The sequence below is a fragment of the Nocardioides xinjiangensis genome, from assembly GCF_017916455.1.
GTDB classification, from domain to species: domain Bacteria; phylum Actinomycetota; class Actinomycetes; order Propionibacteriales; family Nocardioidaceae; genus Nocardioides; species Nocardioides xinjiangensis.
This window is the reverse complement of the sequence record NZ_JAFMSY010000001.1, coordinates 2,211,224-2,229,339: the sequence shown is the minus strand read 5'-3', so window position 1 is coordinate 2,229,339 and position 18,116 is coordinate 2,211,224. Positions and strand designations below refer to the sequence as shown.

The window sequence follows — 18,116 nt, the reverse complement described above, 5'->3', positions numbered from 1 at the left end:
TCCTCCTCCTGAGCGGTCGGCGTTACTGCCGGGCCGCGGTGTCGGCCTCGACCTCGTCGAGCGAGGCCTGCAGCTCGTCCTGCGGGATCTTGACGAGCTCGGCGGTGCCGCCGGAGACGTCCTGCACGCCGTCGAGGACGGCCTGGGTCTCCTGGTAGATCTCCACGAGCTCGAGCAGGGCCGGGTCGTCCCGGTCCTCGGGGCGGACGGCGAAGATGTTCACGTAGGGCAGCGCGTTGGGGTCCTCGACGTCGTCGGTGGCGAGCGCGTCGGCGAAGGACAGGCCGGCCTTCTCGACGAAGTCGTTGTTGATGACCGCGGCGGCCACGTCGGGCAGCGACGTGGGCGTGAGGTCGGCCTTGATGGCCTTGACCTGGACGCGCGAGGCGTCCTCGTCGATGTCGGCGAGGGTCGAGTAGATGCTGCCGCCGTCCTCGAGCGTGATGAGGCCGGCGGACTGGAGGATCAGCAGGGCGCGGGCCTGGTTGCTGTCGTCGTCGGGCACGACGACGGTGTCGCCGTCCTGGATGTCCTCGACCGAGTCGACCTTGCTCGAGTAGAGGCCGAGCGGGTAGATCGCGGTGGAGCCGAGCGGCACCAGGTCGTCGTCGTTGGCGACGTTGTACTCCGCGAGGTAGACGATGTGCTGGAACTGGTTGATGTCGAGCTCGCCCTCGCTGAGAGCGGGGTTGGGCTGGGTGTAGTCGGCGAAGTCCTTCACCTCGAGGTCGATGCCCTCCTCCGCGGCGGCGTCGACGAGCACCTGCCAGTAGGGGTCGCTGGCCCCGACCGTGCCGAGGACGACCTTGGTGCTCCTCTCGCCTGCGGCGGCACCGGCGTCGTCGCCGCTGCGCGACCAGACGACGCCGCCGACGACGGCGAGGACGACCAGCACGGCGATGGCGATCAGGAGGGGCGTACGCCGCGAGGTGGGCGGCGCGATCTGCGGGTTGGTCTCGGACATGGCGGAGCCTTTCGTCGTACGCACGGGAAGGGCGCGGCGCGGGACGCCGTCACCTGGCGTGGCAGGCGGTCCGCCCTACGAGCGCTACTGATCGCTGCGCGCAGGGCTGGAGCCACCGAGGGCCACAGTCCGGCAACCGCCGCGCCCCGGGCCGGTATGCCCCGATCACCTGTGAACCCGGTCACGGGCACGCGGGCCGACGCGAGCTCGCCGACGTCACCTCGCCCGGCTGGCTGCCGCGCTCGGGGGGTCGCCGGGGCCGCTCCTCCGTCGCCTGCTCGGGTAGTCCACCGGGCAATGGCTCCGGATCGCGGGCATCGCCAGCCGTTTCCCGGTGGACTACCCGGAGGCGCGGAGCGGTCAGGCCCGCAGGTGCAGCTTGGCGTGATCGGGGTCGTCGACGACGAAGGGCCGCGGCGCGCGCGGGAGCCACGCGTGGGTGACGTGGTCGACGACGTGGACCCCCTCGGGCGACTCGATCTCGACGACTCCCTCGGGCACCTCCCCGGCGTGCAGGGCGTTCCACACCAGCCATTCGCGGCGCTTGCGGCGGTTGCGGATCGACGTGGCGAACGACTCGGGGTTCGTCCAGTGGGCGAACTCGTCGCCGTCGAGCCACTTGAGCTCCACGCACAGCCCCTGCGGCAGGGCGAACATCTCGATCCGCTCGGGGGTCGTGCGGATCTCCCACTCGGGCGCCTTGGTGTAGACGTAGTCGGGGCTCATCGGGAAGCCCCACTCCTCGATGTTGCGCAGCCCGAGGTCGAGGAACGCCCGGCGCTCGGACTCGACGTAGAGCCCGTGGCGCGGGAACCGGATGACCGCCTCAGCCGTGCCGACCTGCCACGACAGGTCGGACATGGAGACCTCCCCCTCGGTGGTGAGCACCATGTCGCCGTCCCACTTCCACGAGTAGCGGGTGCGGACGTGGGAGAAGCACCAGTTGTAGAAGTAGGCCAGGGAGTGCACCGAGCGCTCGTTGACCGCGAGGTGCTCCGCGCCGGCGCGGGCCACCCGGAACGGGTACTCCCGCAGCGTGAACCGGTCGGCGAGCCCGTGCTCGGCCGCCACGCGCAGCGCCTCCTCGCCGGTGCCGTCGTCGGAGCCGTTGTCGACGAGCAGGACGTGGTCGCAGGCGCGCAGCAGCGGCGGCAGCACGAAGCGCAGGCCGGGCGCCTCGTTCTTCACGCGGAGCACCGCGGTGGCGCCGCGGCGCAGCCCACCGGGCTGGTGCCACGGCCAGACGATGTCGAAGTCGGTGTGGCCCTCGATGTTGCTGACGCCGTGGCCCGACCCGATCGGGACGGTCACTGCTCGTCCCGCGTGCGGCCCAGCGCCTTGCGGACGCCGCGGCGCACCGATGGCGGGATCGCCGCGCGCACGTCGTGGGGCACGCGGTCGGCGAGCGACCTCGACGGCTCCTGCGCGGCGGCCTCGGCCAGCGCGCGGCGCCGGGCCTGGTGGCGGGCGTGCTCGGCGGTCGAGCGGCTGATCGCCTCCGCCTCCTCGTAGAGCTCGACGTAGGCCTCGCGCAGCTGGTCGAAGGTGGCGTGCGCGCCGGGGGTGTCCCCGCCCTCGTCGGCGAGCTTGTTCAGCTGCTCCCACGTCGCGGCGGTGAGGTCGTGCAGCCGCTTGGGGAGCGCGAGGTCGGCGAGGGTCGAGGTGACGCGCCTGAGGTTGGGGTCGATGAAGCGGTGCACCTCGCGGATCTGGTCGCTGCGGGTGTGGATGATGGTCTGCAGGTCGAGCGCGTGGCCCAACGCGGTCGTCGTGCGCACCCAGTCGGTGAGCAGGTCCTCGTAGCGCACGAAGACCCGGCCCCGGCCGGCGCCGGCGTCACCCACGCCCTCGACGCTCCGGGTGGCGCGCTCGGTGTGCAGCAGCATGTTGACCCAGCTGGCGGCGAGGTGGGCCGAGCCGAGCTTGTTGGCGTAGTACTTCTGCTTCGAGCCGACGACCTCGGCCGGCGGGCGCAGCATGGTGGCGAAGACGGGTGTCGCGCCGGTGCGGATCGCAGCCACCCGCCAGAGGCCCAGGAACCAGCTCAGCCGCGGGTCCTTGACGACGAGCTCGGGGTGCTCGGCGAAGTGCGGCTCGAGCCACTCGCTGACCCGGATGCGCGCCGGCTCGCGGCTGCAGATCCGGCCGGTGTCGAACCACGCGCCCGGACGGCTGTCGCTGACCTGGACGAGCGCCTCCTTCAGCCACTCGTCGTGCACGTCGACGACCCACTGGGGCTCGCTGAACCCGCGCGGGTTGGAGTCGTCCGGCGGCACCTCCGGCAGCGGCACGTGCATCCCGAGCCGGGACACGATGCCGGCGAGCGTGCTGGTGCCGCTGCGGCCGGCCCCCGCGACGAAGAGGACCTTCCGCGGCACGCCCTCGGGATTCATCTCGTCGATCGCTCGTGGCTGCTCGGTCACGGCCGTGAGCCTACCGGTGGCTAAAGTCGCCGCCCGTGAGGCGTTGGTTGTCCCGAGGACCCCTGGTCGGGGTGGTGATCCCGGCGTACGGCGTCGAGCGCTGGCTCGACGAGTGCCTCGGCTCGCTGGTGGCCCAGACGCACCGGCGCTGGGAGGCGGTGATCGTCGACGACGGGTCGACCGACCGCACCGGCGAGAAGGCCGACGCCTGGGCCGCGCGCGACCACCGGATCTCCGTGGTCCACCAGGCCAACGCGGGGCTGGGCGCCGCGCGCAACACCGGGGCCGCGCACGTGCGCGGCGACTACCTCGCCTTCGTCGACTCCGACGACCTCCTGCAGCCCACCGCGTTGCGCACCCTCGTCGACTCGCTGGAGGCGTCGGGCTCCGACTTCGCCACCGCCTCCGCGCTGCACTGGCTGTCGAAGGACGACAGCGACCTCGACGGCCCGCTGACCGAGCCGCGGTGGTTGAGGCGGCTGCACACCCCGCCGATGCGCTCGGCCCGGATCGAGCAGCGACCCGAGCTGCTCGGCGACATCTTCGCCTGGAACAAGCTCTTCCGGCGGTCGTGGTGGGACGAGCGGGCGATGTCCTGGCCCGAGGGCGTGCGCTACGAGGACCAGCCGACCACCACCCGCGCGTTCCTCGAGGGCACCTTCGACGTGCTCGGCGAGACGACCTACCTGTGGCGGATCCGCGAGGGGTCGATCACGCAGACGCGGGCGACCGTGCAGGACCTCGCCGACCGCTGGGAGACCAAGCGGCGCTCGCTGGCGTCGGTGCGGGCCCACGGGTCGGTCGAGGTCGAGGAGATCTTCCTCGACCGGGTGCTCGCCGGCGACCTGTGGCGCTACTTCCAGCTCGTGCCAGGGTGCTCGACGCAGTGGTGGCGACTGCTGCGCTCGGGCGTCCTGGAGCTCTGGGGGCAGCGCTCCCTCGTGCACAGCGGCCTGCTGCCCGTGCACCGGCTGGCGGGCTGGCTCGTCGAGCAGGACCGCCGCGCCGACGTCGTCGCGCTCATGGAGTGGGTCGCCACCCTCGACGGGCCGGCACCGCGGGTCCAGGACGTCGCGACCGGGACATGGCGGCTGTCGGTGCCGCACGCGGTGCTCGACGACACCACCGTGGATCCCGCAGCCCTCAGGCTGCGGGACCACGAGGTGGGGTCCTGACGGACGGGGCTCAGACCAGGCCCTCGGACTCGAGGAAGTTCTGCGCGACGTCAGCCGGCTCCTCCCGGTCGACCTGCACCCGGACCAGCAGCTCGGCCAGCGTCTCGTTGTCGAGGGCGCCCATCAGGTCGTTGAGCAGGCCCTCGACGTCGGGGTGGTCGGCGAGGAACTGCGAGGACACGGCCGGGACGAGGTTCTGCGCGGGCTGGATGCCCCGGTCGTCCTCCAGCAGGAGGAGTCCCTGGTCCTCGAGCGTGCCGTCGAGCGTGCTGGTCTGGCCGAGCTGGGCCTCGCCGTCGAGCACCGCCTGGAACGTCTCGGTCGAGGCGTAGCCGAGCGGCTCGAGGGTGATGTCGATGCCGTAGGTGTCGACCAGACCCTTCTCGCAGTCGGTGCGGCCCTTGCAGTCCGGCGCCGCGGCCAGCGTGACCGCCTCGCCCTCGAGGTCGGACAGCTTGGTCACGCCCTCGGCGTCGGAGAACTCCTGGCTGACGAAGTAGCCGTTGGCCGAGAACGCCTTGGAGGGCTCGAGCAGCGTGATCCCCTTGTCCTCGAGCAGCGAGGCGCCGGCGTCGATCGTCTCCTGCGCGTCGCTGGTGGACAGCGGCTCGGCGTCGGGGCCGTTGGCGTCGGTGTTGAGCTGGTCGACGACGCCGGCGACGTACTCCGGCGCGATCTGGACCGAGTCGGGCATCTCGTTGAGGTAGACCGGGCGGGTGTCGACCAGGCGGGTCTCCACCTCGTAGCCCTCGCCCTCGAGGACCTGCTGGTACATCGCGGTGACGAGGGCGGCCTCGTCGAAGCTCTGGCTGCCGATGACGACGGACGTGCCCTCGCCCGCGGCGGAGCCGGAGCCGGTGTCGTCGTCGGAGGGGAGGTCGTCGCCGGCGCAGCCGGCCATGAGGGCCGTCAGGGCCAGTGCCGTCACCGCCAGCAGCGGGCGTCGTGCGTGCATGTCGTGTTCAACCTTCTGTGTCCCGTGGCGCAGCCACGCGTGTCCGGTGATGCGAGCGGAGACCGCTCAGTCCCCGACGGGGGCTGCTCACACGGTAGTCGGGCCCACCGACACGGCGTCGGGGGCACGGCCGGAACGACCCCGCGGCAGGGGGTCGACGGCTCGCTGGGCTGCCGCAGCGGCGAGCTCGAGCACGAGCGCCACGACGGCGACCACGACCGCACCCGCCATGCCCTGCGCGTAGTCGTTGCGCGCGAAGCCCTCGGTGATGATGCGCCCCAGCCCCGGCCCGGCGACCAGGGCGGCGATGGTGGCCGTGGCCCAGACCTGGACCAGCGCGAGCCGTACGCCCGAGGCGATCACCGGCAGCGCGAGCGGCAGCTCCACCTGCCGGAAGCGCTGGCGGGCCGACATGCCCATGCCGTCGGCCGCCTCGAGCACCTCCCGCGGCACCTCGCGCACGGCCACGTAGCCGTTGGTGATGATCGGCGGCAGCGCGAACAGGACGAGCGCGATGAGCGTGGCCAGCCCGGCGCGCCCGTAGGGACCGAAGTCGGACGACCCGGGCCAGTCGGCGGCGACCAGCACGGCGAGGAGGGCGAACGTCGGCACGGCCCGGCCGACGTTGGAGACGTTGACGGCCAGGAAGCCGCCGCGCCCCACGTGCCCGAGCCACAGCGCGAGGGGCAGCCCGAGCAGCACCGCGGCGACGAGGGCGGTGGCGGTGAGCAGCAGCTGCTCCAGCAGCCGGGCCACGAACCCGCCGCCGCCGGTCCAGCTGTCGGCGTCGAGCAGGTAGTGCCACGTGTCGGTGAACAGCTCCATCAGCGCGCACCCGCCGCCCAGGGCGTGAGCACCCGTTGCAGTGCGACGAGCAGCAGGTCGATCACGACCGCCAGCAGCACGCAGAGGACGGCGGCGGTGGTCAGCTCGGCGCGGAAGTCGCGCTGCACGCCGTGGGCGATGAGGTTGCCGAGCCCGCCGTACGCCACGAGCGTGCCGACGGTCGTCAGCGCGACCGTGGACACGGCGGCGACCCGCAGGCCGGCCATCGTCACCGGCAGCGCGAGGGGCAGCTCGATCCGGGCGAGCATTCGGGCGCGGCCGTAGCCCAGGCCCCGGGCGGCCTCGCGGACGTCGTCGGGCACGGAGCGGAGGCCGTCGAGGAGCGCACGCACCACGATGGTGAGCGCGTAGAGACCCAGGCCGATGACGACCGTGGCCGCGGACAGGCCGGTGAAGGGCACCAGCAGCGGCAGCAGCGCCAGGGACGGGACGGTGTAGACGCCGGTGCTGAACCCGAGGACCAGCGCCTCGAGCCGCGGGACCCGGCGGGCGAGCAGGGCGAGCGGGAAGGAGAGGGCCACGCCGAGCAGCAGCGCGGCCACGGTGATGGTGACGTGCTCGACGAGCGCGTCGGCGATCTGCTCGTGCCGGTCCTCGACGTACTGCCAGCAGAACCACTCGTTGACGAACCGGCTGTAGCAGCTCGGGCCGTCGGCTGCCGCACGTAGGGTCACCGCATGGACGCTACCGCCATCGGGGCCGAGCCGGCCCCATCCGAGCCCGGAGCAGCAGGGGCCGCCGTCGACGCCATGATCCGGCTCGAGGGCGTCGGCAAGACCTACCCCGACGGCACGGTCGCAGTCCACGAGCTCGACCTCGAGGTCGGGCGCGGCGAGATGGTGTGCCTCGTCGGGCCGTCGGGGTGCGGGAAGTCCACCACGCTGAAGATGATCAACCGGCTCATCGAGCCGACCACCGGACGCATCTGGCTCGACGGGCAGGACGTCACCGGCGTCGACCCGGTCGCGCTGCGCCGGGGCATCGGCTACGTGATCCAGCAGGTCGGCCTGTTCCCCCACCAGCGCGTCGAGCAGAACGTGATGACCGTGCCGCTGCTCTACGGCGAGTCCCGGGCGACGGCCCGCGAGCGCGCCCACGAGCTGCTGAGCACCGTGGGCCTCGACCCCCGCCACTTCGCGCGGCGCTACCCCCACGAGCTGTCCGGCGGGCAGCGGCAGCGGGTGGGGGTGGCCCGCGCCCTGGCCGCCAACCCGCCCGTCCTGCTGATGGACGAGCCGTTCGGGGCGGTCGACCCCGTCGTGCGCCACCGGCTGCAGGACGAGTTCCGCCGCGTGCAGGCCGAGCTCGGCAAGACGGTCGTGCTGGTCACCCACGACATCGACGAGGCGATCCGGATGGGCGACCGGGTCGCCGTCTTCGCGGCCGGCGGCCGCCTCGCCCAGTACGCCACGCCAGCCCGGCTGCTGGCTCACCCGGCCGACGACCAGGTGGCCGACTTCGTCGGGTCCGACGGGTTGCGGATGCTGACCGTCACGCGGCTGCGCGAGGAGGACCTCGAGCCGCTGGACGGCGTGACCACCGGTGAGCTCGGTGCGGCGATCGACATCGACTCCTCGTTGGAGGAGGCGCTGGCGGCGATGCTGGGCGACGACAAGCCGATGGTCGGCGTGCGGCGAGGCCCGGTCTTCCTCGGTGTGCTGACCCCCGCGGGGGTGCACCGGGCGCTGCGTGCGTCGCTGCGCTCGCGCTGAGCGCCGCCGGCCCGGGCACGGTCGTCAGTCGATGCGCACGTCCTTGTGCCACGACTCGGTGACGTACGTGGTGCCCCAGCCCATCGCGGTGTAGAGCCCCTCGGCGCCGGTCGGCGAGTCCGCGTCGACCTCGAGGCCGACGCGGTCGCGGCCGCGCGAGGCCGCGTCGGCGATGATCGTGCGCAGCAGGCCCTTCGCGACGCCGCGCCCGCGGGCGGACTCGAGCACGCCGAGGTAGGAGACGTACGACCCGTCCGGCCCGTCAGCCGACTCGCTGACCGTCCCGACCAGGGCGCCGGCCGGCTCGGGCCGGCCGCCCTCGCCGTCGACGAGCTCCGCGAGCCACCAGTGGTCCCAGCGGTGGCCGGGGTCCTCGCGGAGGCGGTGGATGAACTCGTCGAAGGTCTCCTCGGCGGAGTTGAAGTGGTCGGTGAAGGCGCCCTCGAGCACGTCGTGGACGGCCCGCAGGTCGGCCTCGGCCGGCATCCCGTCGCCCTGCCGCTCGACCCGGCGGAACACGACGCCCTTGCGCTCCCAGCGTGCCGGGTCGGGGACCAGGTCGGCCTCGGCCGCCTCCACCGAGCGGCTCATCTGCCACCAGGTGCGGACCCGGTGGAAGCCGGCGCCGGAAAGCCACCGGTGCTGGCGCTCGTCGTCGGCGAAGGCACCGGTGTCGACCTGCTGGACCGCCAGCCCGCGTGCGGCGCCGACGGACCTCGCCTGGGCCTCCGCCCACTCGAGGAGCAGGTCGCTGCAGCGGTCGGCGAGCGGGTCGTCGAGGTCGCGGTCGACGATGTGGACCAGCAGCATCCGGCCCTCGGCGCGGTCGTGCACGCTGCCCCAGGCGCGCACCCGAGCGTCGGGGTCGCGGACGACGACGTTCTCCCGCATCGTCAGGCCACGCTCGGAGACCTCGACGAGCACCTCGCCCGGACCCGACGCGGCCCACCCGCGACCCGCCCGCTCGTGGCCCCGCAGCAGCTCGGTGAGCCGCTCGACGGTGGCGGGGTCCGTACCGTCAGGGGTGTCGACGACCCAGCCGGCGGGGAGTCCCGGGTCCTCGGGCAGGGCCTCGGCGGGGTCGCTCTCGAACCGGTTGTCCTCGGGGATCACGAGCGCCCATTCTTCCGTACGCCCGGGGCCGGCCGCCCCAGCGGTGAGTGGAGCGGGGCCGGGACGGCCCGAGGTGGCCCCACGCACCGCCCGTGCGGGGGAAGCGGGTCAGGCGCTGCGGTGGTTGCGGCGCGCGGCGGCGGCGCGGAGCGAGTCGAGCTCGGCACGCACGACGTCGAGCTCGGCCTCGAGCTCGGCGACGAGGACGATCGCCTCGGCGGCCCGGGACTCGGCCTCGTCGCGACCCCGCTCGGCGGTGTCGCGGCCGCGCTCGGCCGCGTCGGCGCGGCGCGTCTCCTGCGCGCGCCTGAGGCTCTGCTCGGCGGCGTTCTTCTGCGCGGTCGACAGGGCGCGCTCCAGCACGTGGATCGCGTCCTCGCGCTCGGCGATGCGGCGCTCCATGTCGGCGGCGAAGGCTGCCGACTCGGCCGTACGGCGCTCGGTGAGGGCGCGGTACTCCTGCGCCTGGACGGCCCGGTCGCGGGCGGCGTCGCGCCGGGCCTGCAGGAGCTCGGCGTGCGTGATCCGGGTGGCCGCGGCGCCGGCGAGCACCGCCACGACGGCAGCGGCAGCGGTCAGGACGCCCGAGGCGGACGCCAGAGCGCCGGCCACGAAGGCGGCGCCGAGGGCGAGGAGCGCGACGGCGACGACCAGGCGCGTGCTGCGCTGGCGCCGGCGCGCGGGCGTCCGCGACACCTGTGACTGCTGGGGCTGCTGGGAAGGCATGGCGCCCACCCTAGGTGCGCGGCCGGCCGCCGTCCGCGCGACACGCACGCTCCAGGGCGAGCGAGGCGAGCATCACGCCGACTCCGCCCAGCGCCGCCACCACCGACCGCAGCACCCAGCGGTCGGCGACCTCCGACTGGTCGCCCAGCCAGCTGACGGCGTACCCCACGTAGCCCGCCGCGACGACGGCGCCGCCGAGGGCGCACGCCCGCGCCAGCACCAGGCGGTTGAGGGCCTGCTGGGGGTCGAGGCGCTCGCCGCGGACGTGCACGGTCTGCCACGTGTGCCAGGCGAGGAAGGCCATGATCGCGGCGACCAGCACGAGGGCCAGTGCCTGCACCCACGACACGAGCGGCGGGCGGCCCGCCACGGCGTCGCCGACCCGGTGGACGCCCCACCCGACGGCGAGCCCGAGGACCGCACAGGTCGTCAGGGCGCGCGCCGAGGTCGGGCGCAGCCGCCCCCTCGGCTCGGGCGGCTCGTCGCCCGGTCCGGCCTGGGTCACCCGTGGCTCACTCGACCTCGAGGTGCAGGTCCTCGCGCCGCTTGACGCCGGAGGAGTCCGCGGCGTCGAGGAGCTGGGCGATCGGTCCCCGGTCGGGGAACACCGCGTCGGGCTCGAGGTCGTACCACGGCTGGAGCACGAAGGCGCGCTCGTGGGCGCGGGGGTGCGGAAGCTGCAGGAAGTCCTCGTTGGAGCGGCGGTCGCCCACCACGATGAGGTCCACGTCGAGCGTGCGGGGCGCGTTGCGCACGTCGGTGCGCTCGCGGGCGTAGGCGTCCTCGATCGCGAGGGCGCGCTCCATCAGGCGGGCCGCCGGGAGCGTGGTGTCGGCCAGCACGACGGCGTTGAGGTAGGGCCCCGAGCCGTCCGGCGCGTCCACCGGCTCGGTCTCGTAGACCGGGGAGACGCCGGTGACGAAGAAGTCAGGAGTGTCGGCGAGCGCGTCGACGGCACCCTGGAGCGAGGCCAGGCGCTCCCCGACGTTGGACCCCAGCGCGACGACGACCCGCCGGATCGGGTGCATCTCACCGGTGAGGGAGTCGGCGTCCACGATGTTCGGGTTCGGTGTCTCAGTCATGAGAGTTGTCTCGCCTTCTGGTGATCGTCAGCGCGACGTCCGAGTACGTCGCGTCGATGGGCGCATCAGGTTTGTGGAGCGTGACTCGGGCCCATTGAACACGACCGTCCAACAGGCACACATCGGCGATGCGCTGGGCGACGGTTTCTATCAGGTCGACCGGGTCGCGCTCGACGGCGGCCTTCACGTCGGTGACCAGCATCCCGTAGTTCACGGTCTCCGCGAGGTCGTCCGACGCCGCCGCGGGGCGGGTGTCGATGCCGAGCACGAGGTCGACGACGAAGACCTGTCCCTCGCGCCTCTCGAAGTCGAAGACGCCGTGGTGCGCGAAGCACTCGATGCCGGTCACGGCCAGCTCGTCGCTCATCCCTCGTCCTTCCCGTGGGGGGCCGGCTCGCCCAGCCCTCCCGGACCGAGCGCGCGCACCACCGCGAGGGCGTCCCGCGTGGCGCGTACGTCGTGCACGCGCAGGACGTCGACCCCGCGGCCGGCGAGCAGCGCGACCAGGGCGGCGTGCGCGTGCTCGCGCCCGTCGACCGGGCGCGGGGCGCCGTCCTCGGCCAGCAGCGAGCCCAGGAACGACTTGCGGCTCGCCCCCACCAGCAGCGGCCGGCCGAGCCCGCGCAGCACGTCGAGCCCGGCCAGGAGCTCCCAGTTGTGGTGCGGCTGCTTGGCGAACCCGAGCCCCGGGTCGACGACGATGCGCTCGAGCGCGACGCCGGCGGCCACGGCGGAGTCCAGGCGCTCGGCCAGCTCACGGCGCACGGTCGCCACGACGCCGTCGGGTGAGTAGTCGGCGAAGTTGCGCATCCGGTCGGCGTGGGCACGCCAGTGCATCGCCACGTAGGTCGCGTCACCGGCGGCGACGACGTCGAGGATGCGCGGGTCGGCGAGCCCGCCGGAGACGTCGTTGACGATCCGGGCCCCCGCCGCGAGGGCCGCCTGGGCGACCTCCGCGCGCATGGTGTCCACCGAGACCAGGGCTCCGTCGCCGGCGAGCTCCTCGATGACAGGGACCACCCGGTCGAGCTCCTCGGCCACGAGCGGGCGGGTGGCCCCGGGCCGGGTCGACTCGCCGCCGATGTCGAGGAGGTCGGCGCCCTCCTCCAGCAGCCGCCGCCCGTGCGCGACCGCCGTCTCGGTGGTGTCCCAGCGGCCCCCGTCGGAGAAGGAGTCGGGCGTGACGTTGACGATGCCCATCACCCGGGGGACCCCGGGCTCGTGCCGGAGGCCGGCCTCGCTCACCTGGTGCCCGAACGGATCAGCGCCATCGCCTCGGCACGCGTGGCCTGGTTGGTGAGCATGGCGCCGCGGACCGCCGACGTGATGGTGCGCGCGCCCGCCTTGCGGACCCCGCGCATGGTCATGCAGAGGTGCTCGGCCTCGATGACCACGATCACGCCGCGCGCCTCGAGGATCTCCATCAGCGAGTCGGCGACCTGGGTGGTCAGCCGCTCCTGCACCTGCGGGCGCTTGGCGTAGACGTCGACGAGGCGGGCGAGCTTGGACAGCCCGGTGATCTTGCCGCTCTCCGCCGGGATGTAGCCCACGTGGGCCACCCCGGTGAAGGGCACCAGGTGGTGCTCGCACATCGACCAGAGCTCGATGTCGCGGACCAGCACCATCTCCTCGTGACCGATGTCGAAGGTGGTCGTCAGCACCTCCTCGGCCGTCTGCCGAAGGCCCTGCGTCAGCTCGGCGTAGGCCCGCGCAACCCGGGCCGGTGTCTCGCGCAGGCCCTCGCGAGAGGGGTCCTCGCCCAGGGCGGCGAGCAGCTCGCGCACCGCGGCCTCGGCGCGGGCGTGGTCGAACGGCGGCACGTCCTCGGGCGCCCGGTCCGGGGCGGAGATCGGGTCGGTCACGGGGCGTCCGGGCGTGGCGGGACGGGCGCCTCCGGACCGACCTCCGGCGTGCCGTGGAGGTCGCCGCCGGCTCCCGGGGGCGTCAGGATCGCGCCGGCCTCCGGCTCCTCGGCGGCCGCGCCGGCCAGGGCACGGTCGCGGATCTCCTGCGGGATGTCGACAGGCGGGATCGAGGAGGGCACCCGCTCGGGCGAGCCCGTCCATGCCGGGCGCGTCGGGCGCCGGGTGAGCGGCTCGAAGATCTCGGCGATCTCCGCCTTGTCGAGCGTCTCCTTGTCCAGCAGCGCCAGCACGAGCGCGTCGAGCACGTCGCGGTTGGTCTCGAGGATCTCGAAGGCCTCCTGGTGCGCGTGGTTGAGCAGCGCCTTCACCTCCTCGTCGACCGCCGCGGCCGTCTTCTCGGAGTAGTTGCGCGTGTGGCCCATGTCGCGACCCAGGAAGGGCTCGGAATTGCTGTCGCCGAGCTTGACCGCGCCGAGGCGCTCGGTCATGCCGTACTGGGTGACCATGGCGCGCGCCAGGTTGGTCGCCTTCTCGATGTCGTTGCCCGCTCCGGAGGTCACGTCGTGGAAGATCAGCGCCTCCGCCGCCATCCCGCCCAGCATGTAGGCGAGCGAGTCGAGCATCTCGCTGCGGGTCTGGGAGTACTTGTCGCGGTCGGGCAGCACCATCGTGTATCCGAGGGCGCGACCGCGCGGCAGGATCGTCACCTTGTGCACCGGGTCGGTGCCGGGCAGCGCCGCTGCGACCAGGGCGTGGCCGCCCTCGTGGTAGGCGGTGATGAGCTTCTCGCGCTCGCTCATCAGGCGCGTACGACGCTGCGGGCCGGCGATGACGCGGTCGATCGCCTCGTCGAGCGAGGCGTCGGTGATGAGCTTGGCGTTGCTGCGGGCGGTCAGCAGCGCGGCCTCGTTGAGCACGTTGGCCAGGTCGGCGCCGGTGAAGCCGGGGGTGCGACGGGCGATGCTCATCAGGTCGATGTCCTGCGCGATCGGCTTGCCGCGGGAGTGGACCTTGAGGATCTGGTAGCGGCCGTTGAGGTCGGGGGCGTCGACCTGCACCTGCCGGTCGAAGCGGCCCGGGCGCAGCAGCGCGGGGTCGAGGACGTCGGGGCGGTTCGTGGCGGCGATGAGGATCACGCCGCCGCGCACGTCGAAGCCGTCCATCTCGACGAGCAGCTGGTTGAGCGTCTGCTCGCGCTCGTCGTGGCCACCGCCCATGCCCGCACCGCGGTGGCGGCCCACGGCGTCGATCTCGTCGATGAAGACGATGGCCGGCGGGTTCTCCTTGGCCTGCTCGAAGAGGTCGCGGACGCGGCTGGCACCGACGCCGACGAACATCTCGACGAAGTCGGAGCCGGAGATGGAGTAGAAGGGCACCCCGGCCTCGCCGGCGACGGCGCGCGCGAGGAGGGTCTTGCCGGTGCCGGGCGGGCCGTAGAGCAGCACGCCCTTGGGGATCTTGGCGCCGACGGCCTGGAACTTGGCCGGGTCGGTGAGGAACTCCTTGATCTCGCCGAGCTCCTCGATCGCCTCCTCGCAGCCGGCGACGTCGCTGAACGTCGTCTTGGGCATGTCCTTGGTGATGAGCTTGGCCTTGGACTTGGCGAACTGCATCACCCCGCGGCCGCCGCCGCCTTGGGCCTGGTTCATCAAGAAGACGAACAGCAGGATGATCAGCGCGAAGGGCAGCAGCGTCGCCAGCAGCGAGCCGAGGAAGCTGGGCTGCGGGTTGTCGGAGTCGTAGTCGGAGATCGTGCCCTCGGCGAACTGCTCCTTGACCGCCTCCAGCAGCGCCTCCTGCTCACCCTGGATGTAGTGGGCGGTCACCTTGTCGCCGTCGTCGCGGGTGCCCTCGTCGAGGGTGGCCTCGATGACCTGGTCACCGTCGATGAACTGGATCTCGTCGACCGAGCCGTCGTCGATGTAGGAGGCGAGGGTCGAGGTCTTGACCTCGTCGTAGCCGTCACTGGGCGCGAGGAACTGGATCGCCAGGAGCACCGCGAAGGCGGACAGGACGATCCACAGCCAGGGACCCTTGAATATGCGCTTCACAGGCAACTTTCACCGGTTGGGGATTGAGGTGGCGACGCCGGACGTCACCGGGAGGCTCATTCTTTCAGGCGGGGTGTAGCGGGGCGACCCCCGCGAGCGGCGGCCGCTGCGGGGTCAGCTGTAGACGTGGGGGGCGAGCGTGCCGATGTCGCGCAGGTTGCGGTAGCGCTCGCGGTAGTCGAGGCCGTACCCCACGACGAACTCGTTGGGGATGTCCCACCCGACGTACTTCGGCTCGACGGGCATCGACAGGGCCTCGGGCTTGCGCAGCAGCGTGGCGATCTCGACGCTCGCCGGGTTGCGGCTCGAGAGGTTGTTGACCAGCCAGCTGAGGGTGAGCCCGGTGTCGATGATCTCGTCGACGATGAGCACGTCACGGCCGCTGATGTCGGTGTCGAGGTCCTTGAGGATCCGCACGACGCCGGACGACTTGGTGCCCGAGCCGTAGGAGGTGACGGCCATCCAGTCCATCTCCAGGTGGCCGGGCATCGCGCGCGCGAGGTCGGCCATCACCATCACGGCGCCGCGGAGCACGCCGACCACGAGCAGGTCGCGTCCCGCGTAGTCCTCGGAGATCTGCAACGCCATCTCGGCGAGCCGCTGCTGGATCTGCTCCTCGGTGAAGAGGACGTTGACCAGGTCGTGCTCCACGTGGGACGAGTCCATGGGCTGCAGCCTAGGGCGTGCGCCGGCGCGGTCCTCACCCCGCCAGCAGGTCGACGACCACCTCGGCGAGCTGCTTCAACGAGAACGGCTTGGTGACGAAGCGGGTCGCGCCCGCGGCGGTGGCCCGGTCGCGCGTCTCGGCGTCGGCGTGCGCGGTGACGATGACGACGGGTGCGTCGCGCAGGTGCGGCAGCTCGCGCAGCCGGGCGCAGAGCTCGCCGCCGTGCATGCGGGGCATGCTCCAGTCGAGCACCGCGGCGTCGCAGGTGGCCGTGGAGGCGAACTCCAGCGCCGCCACCGGGTCCGCGAAGTCGTGCACCTGCAGCCCGCGTCCGGTCAGCGCGAGGACGATGAGGTCGCGGATGTCGTCGTCGTCCTCCACGACCAGGACGCGGTCCATGACGTTCCTCCGCTCTGGAGCACCCGAGGCCGGGTGCGACGACCCGACGTACGTGGCCCTGCGCACCCTACGGGACGGGGGCGTGCCCCAACGAGCGCGTCACCGAGCCTCGAGCACCAGCAGGCCGCTGCGCCGCAGGGCGCGCCGGTGGCCGGGGAGGTCGATCCACTTCTGGCCGCGCCAGTCCGTCAGCAGCGCGTCGACCGCGAGCACGTGGTCGCGGGTGAGCTCCGACGGCGGCACACCCGCCGCGAGCGCCGCGCGGTGCACGACGCGGTGCCGCAGCGCCGGCGCCTCGGCGGCCAGTGCGGCGACGTCGAGCCCTCCGTCCCGGGCGGCGCGGTCGTACGCCGCCGCGGCGAGCTCGTCGAGCAGGACGGTGTCCTCGCGCAGCTGGTCGGCCGTGCGGGCCAGCGCCTCCGCGATCCCGGGGCCGAGCTCCGCCTCGAGGACGGGCAGCACGTGGTCGCGGACGCGGACGCGCGTGAAGCCGGGATCGTGGTTGTGCGGGTCGTCCCAGGTCGCGAGGCCCTCGACCTGGCAGGCCGTCACGGTGTCGACGCGGCGCACCCCCAGCAGCGGGCGCACGAAGACGTCGAACGCGGGTCGCATGCCCTGCAGCGACCGGCCTCCCGACCCGCGGGTGAGGCCGAGCAGCACCGTCTCGGCCTGGTCGTCGAGGGTGTGCCCCAGCAGCACCGCCCGCGCCGAGAGGTGTGCGGCGACCTGCTCCAGGACGGCGTACCTCGCCTCGCGGGCGGCGGCCTCCGGACCGAGCCCCGCCGCCGTCCCCACGTCGACGCGCGCGGTGAGGGTCTCGTCCACCCCCATCGCTGCGAGCTGGGAGACGACGCGGTCGGCCTGCGCGGCGGAGCCGGGCTGCAGGCCGTGGTCGACGGTCACGCCGACGACGTGCAGACCGAGCTTGTGTCCCTCGAAGACCGCGGCCGACGCGAGGGCCAGGGAGTCGGCGCCCCCGCTGCAGGCGACCGCGACGGTGTCGCCGGGCGACACCTCGGACAGCGCCGCCCGGACCGGCACGCGGACGGCGGCGACCGAGGGGTGCAGGGTCACAGCACGCGGGCGACCCAGGCGTCGGGGTCGGCGATCTCGGCCTTCGACGGCAGGGTCTCCGGCCCCGTCCACACGGCGTTGAAGTCGGCCATGCCGACCTTGTCGACCACGTGGCGCACGAACACCGCGCCGTCACGGTACTGCGCCATCTTGGCGTCGAGGCCGAGCAGCCGGCGCAGGAGCCTGTCGATCGAACCCGCGCCCTTGCGTCGCTGGTTGAACTTCTGGCGGATCTCCGCGACCGACGGGATGACGGTGGGTCCGACGCCGTCCATCACCACGTCGGCGTGTCCCTCCAGCAGCGACATCACGCCGGTGACCCGGTCGAGGATCTCCTTCTGCTCCGGAGAGGAGACGAGGTCGATGATGCTGCCGTCGCCGCCGCGGATCGCCTCGGCACCGCGCCGCAGCCCGTCGAGGAGGGCGCTGGGCTCGATGGTGTCGGCGACCGCGTGCATCTGGCTCATCAGGTGCTGCCCGAGCCACGGGTTGGCGGTGAACTGGACGCGGTGGGTCTCCTCGTGGAGGCACACCCACAGCCGGAAGTCCGTCGGGTCGGCTCCGATCTCGCGCTCGACGTGGACGATGTTGGGCGCCACGAGCAGGAGCCGGCCGTGCGGCTCGTGGAACGGGTCGAACTGGCCGAGCACCTTGCTGCTGAGGAAGCCGAGCAGCAGGCCCACCTCGGCGCCCGTCACCCTGGTGCCGACGACACCGGCGAGGGCCGAGGGCGCCCCCCTCTTCTCGACGAGCCGGTCGACGACCGGGGTGAGGATCCTGGCGAAGCCGTCGGCGTTCGCGCGCAGCCAGCCCCGGCGGTCGACGACGAGCACCGGCGCGGTCCCGGCCTCCGCCTGCAGCCCGGTGAAGTCCCGCACGAGCGGGGTGGAGCGGGCCGCACCCTCGCGCAGCTCGAGCACGGCGGCGGCCGCCTCGTCGGCCGACACGTCGGGTCCCGGCCCGGCGATGCGGGATCCCACGGTGACGGCGAAGTCCCAGTCGACGAGGTCCATGTCCCGACCCTAGCCGGGGGCGAGGAATCGCCTTCCTGGCCGCGGCAGGGG

Annotated in this window: 20 protein-coding genes; 2 read left to right on the top strand and 18 right to left on the bottom strand. The window is 73.1% G+C overall.

Going from position 1 to position 18,116, the window contains the following annotated elements; genetic code table 11:
• Positions 1 to 22 precede the first annotated feature (22 nt).
• From J3P38_RS10470 to J3P38_RS10460, 3 genes are all read right to left on the bottom strand, one after another.
• Complete coding sequence (locus tag J3P38_RS10470) at positions 23 to 964, bottom strand: MetQ/NlpA family ABC transporter substrate-binding protein (RefSeq protein WP_210503500.1); 942 nt, start codon at positions 962 to 964, stop codon at positions 23 to 25.
• Positions 965 to 1,324: 360 nt separating this feature from the next.
• A complete protein-coding gene (locus J3P38_RS10465) occupies positions 1,325 to 2,275 on the bottom strand; it encodes a glycosyltransferase family 2 protein (protein WP_210503498.1) in 951 nt (316 codons plus the stop codon).
• A complete protein-coding gene (locus J3P38_RS10460; RefSeq protein ID WP_307807842.1) occupies positions 2,272 to 3,387 on the bottom strand; it encodes a sulfotransferase family protein in 1,116 nt (371 codons plus the stop codon). Before J3P38_RS10460 ends, J3P38_RS10465 begins: the two co-directional genes overlap by 4 nt.
• 35 nt (positions 3,388 to 3,422) lie before the next feature.
• Between J3P38_RS10460 and J3P38_RS10455 the strand changes: the two genes are divergently transcribed.
• Complete coding sequence (locus J3P38_RS10455; RefSeq protein WP_210503497.1) at positions 3,423 to 4,562, top strand: glycosyltransferase family 2 protein; 1,140 nt, start codon at positions 3,423 to 3,425, stop codon at positions 4,560 to 4,562.
• Positions 4,563 to 4,572: 10 nt separating this feature from the next.
• On the opposite strand, the gene J3P38_RS10450 is transcribed toward J3P38_RS10455, so the two are convergent.
• The 3 genes from J3P38_RS10450 to J3P38_RS10440 form a co-directional block, all read right to left on the bottom strand.
• A complete protein-coding gene (locus J3P38_RS10450) occupies positions 4,573 to 5,517 on the bottom strand; it encodes an ABC transporter substrate-binding protein (RefSeq protein WP_210503495.1) in 945 nt (314 codons plus the stop codon).
• Positions 5,518 to 5,604: 87 nt separating this feature from the next.
• Complete coding sequence (locus J3P38_RS10445; RefSeq protein WP_210503494.1) at positions 5,605 to 6,342, bottom strand: ABC transporter permease; 738 nt, start codon at positions 6,340 to 6,342, stop codon at positions 5,605 to 5,607.
• Positions 6,342 to 7,037 carry an ABC transporter permease gene (locus J3P38_RS10440; RefSeq protein ID WP_210503493.1) on the bottom strand — a complete coding sequence of 232 codons (696 nt, stop codon included), beginning with the start codon at positions 7,035 to 7,037 and terminating at the stop codon, positions 6,342 to 6,344. The genes J3P38_RS10445 and J3P38_RS10440 overlap by 1 nt, the downstream gene beginning before the upstream one ends.
• A 3-nt stretch (positions 7,038 to 7,040) precedes the next feature.
• Between J3P38_RS10440 and J3P38_RS10435 the strand changes: the two genes are divergently transcribed.
• Positions 7,041 to 8,075, top strand: coding sequence for an ABC transporter ATP-binding protein (locus J3P38_RS10435; protein ID WP_374222515.1), 1,035 nt, complete (start codon positions 7,041 to 7,043; stop codon positions 8,073 to 8,075).
• Positions 8,076 to 8,099: 24 nt separating this feature from the next.
• Here the strand turns inward: J3P38_RS10435 and J3P38_RS18385 are convergent, their stop codons facing one another.
• From J3P38_RS18385 to J3P38_RS10375, 12 genes are all read right to left on the bottom strand, one after another.
• Entirely contained in the window at positions 8,100 to 9,188 is a 1,089-nt protein-coding gene (locus tag J3P38_RS18385) for a GNAT family N-acetyltransferase (RefSeq protein ID WP_210503492.1), read from the bottom strand.
• Positions 9,189 to 9,296: 108 nt separating this feature from the next.
• Positions 9,297 to 9,914, bottom strand: a complete 618-nt coding sequence (locus J3P38_RS10425; RefSeq protein WP_246855657.1) for a hypothetical protein — start codon at positions 9,912 to 9,914, stop codon at positions 9,297 to 9,299.
• A gap of 10 nt (positions 9,915 to 9,924) precedes the next feature.
• Entirely contained in the window at positions 9,925 to 10,419 is a 495-nt protein-coding gene (locus J3P38_RS10420; protein WP_210503491.1) for a DUF3180 domain-containing protein, read from the bottom strand.
• A 7-nt stretch (positions 10,420 to 10,426) separates the two neighbouring features.
• Positions 10,427 to 10,996: a 2-amino-4-hydroxy-6-hydroxymethyldihydropteridine diphosphokinase gene (gene folK, locus J3P38_RS10415; RefSeq protein WP_210439680.1), complete on the bottom strand. Its 570-nt coding sequence runs from the start codon at positions 10,994 to 10,996 to the stop codon at positions 10,427 to 10,429.
• A complete protein-coding gene (gene folB, locus J3P38_RS10410; RefSeq protein WP_210503489.1) occupies positions 10,989 to 11,363 on the bottom strand; it encodes a dihydroneopterin aldolase in 375 nt (124 codons plus the stop codon). The genes folK and folB overlap by 8 nt, the downstream gene beginning before the upstream one ends.
• Positions 11,360 to 12,196, bottom strand: a complete 837-nt coding sequence (gene folP, locus J3P38_RS10405) for a dihydropteroate synthase (protein ID WP_210503679.1) — start codon at positions 12,194 to 12,196, stop codon at positions 11,360 to 11,362. The genes folB and folP overlap by 4 nt, the downstream gene beginning before the upstream one ends.
• Before the next feature lie 41 nt (positions 12,197 to 12,237).
• Positions 12,238 to 12,816 carry a GTP cyclohydrolase I FolE gene (folE, locus tag J3P38_RS10400; protein WP_307807860.1) on the bottom strand — a complete coding sequence of 193 codons (579 nt, stop codon included), beginning with the start codon at positions 12,814 to 12,816 and terminating at the stop codon, positions 12,238 to 12,240.
• A 38-nt stretch (positions 12,817 to 12,854) separates the two neighbouring features.
• The gene (ftsH, locus tag J3P38_RS10395) at positions 12,855 to 14,912 is read right to left on the bottom strand and encodes an ATP-dependent zinc metalloprotease FtsH (RefSeq protein WP_374222611.1); all 2,058 of its coding nucleotides are present in this window, start codon (positions 14,910 to 14,912) and stop codon (positions 12,855 to 12,857) included.
• 114 nt (positions 14,913 to 15,026) lie between these two features.
• Positions 15,027 to 15,578, bottom strand: a complete 552-nt coding sequence (gene hpt, locus J3P38_RS10390; RefSeq protein WP_210439677.1) for a hypoxanthine phosphoribosyltransferase — start codon at positions 15,576 to 15,578, stop codon at positions 15,027 to 15,029.
• Between the two features lie 34 nt (positions 15,579 to 15,612).
• Positions 15,613 to 15,978: a response regulator gene (locus tag J3P38_RS10385; RefSeq protein WP_210503487.1), complete on the bottom strand. Its 366-nt coding sequence runs from the start codon at positions 15,976 to 15,978 to the stop codon at positions 15,613 to 15,615.
• A 99-nt stretch (positions 15,979 to 16,077) separates the two neighbouring features.
• Complete coding sequence (gene tilS / locus J3P38_RS10380; RefSeq protein WP_210503486.1) at positions 16,078 to 17,052, bottom strand: tRNA lysidine(34) synthetase TilS; 975 nt, start codon at positions 17,050 to 17,052, stop codon at positions 16,078 to 16,080.
• Positions 17,049 to 18,065 carry a zinc-dependent metalloprotease gene (locus tag J3P38_RS10375; RefSeq protein WP_210439674.1) on the bottom strand — a complete coding sequence of 339 codons (1,017 nt, stop codon included), beginning with the start codon at positions 18,063 to 18,065 and terminating at the stop codon, positions 17,049 to 17,051. Before J3P38_RS10375 ends, tilS begins: the two co-directional genes overlap by 4 nt.
• Between the last annotated feature and the right edge of the window lie 51 nt (positions 18,066 to 18,116).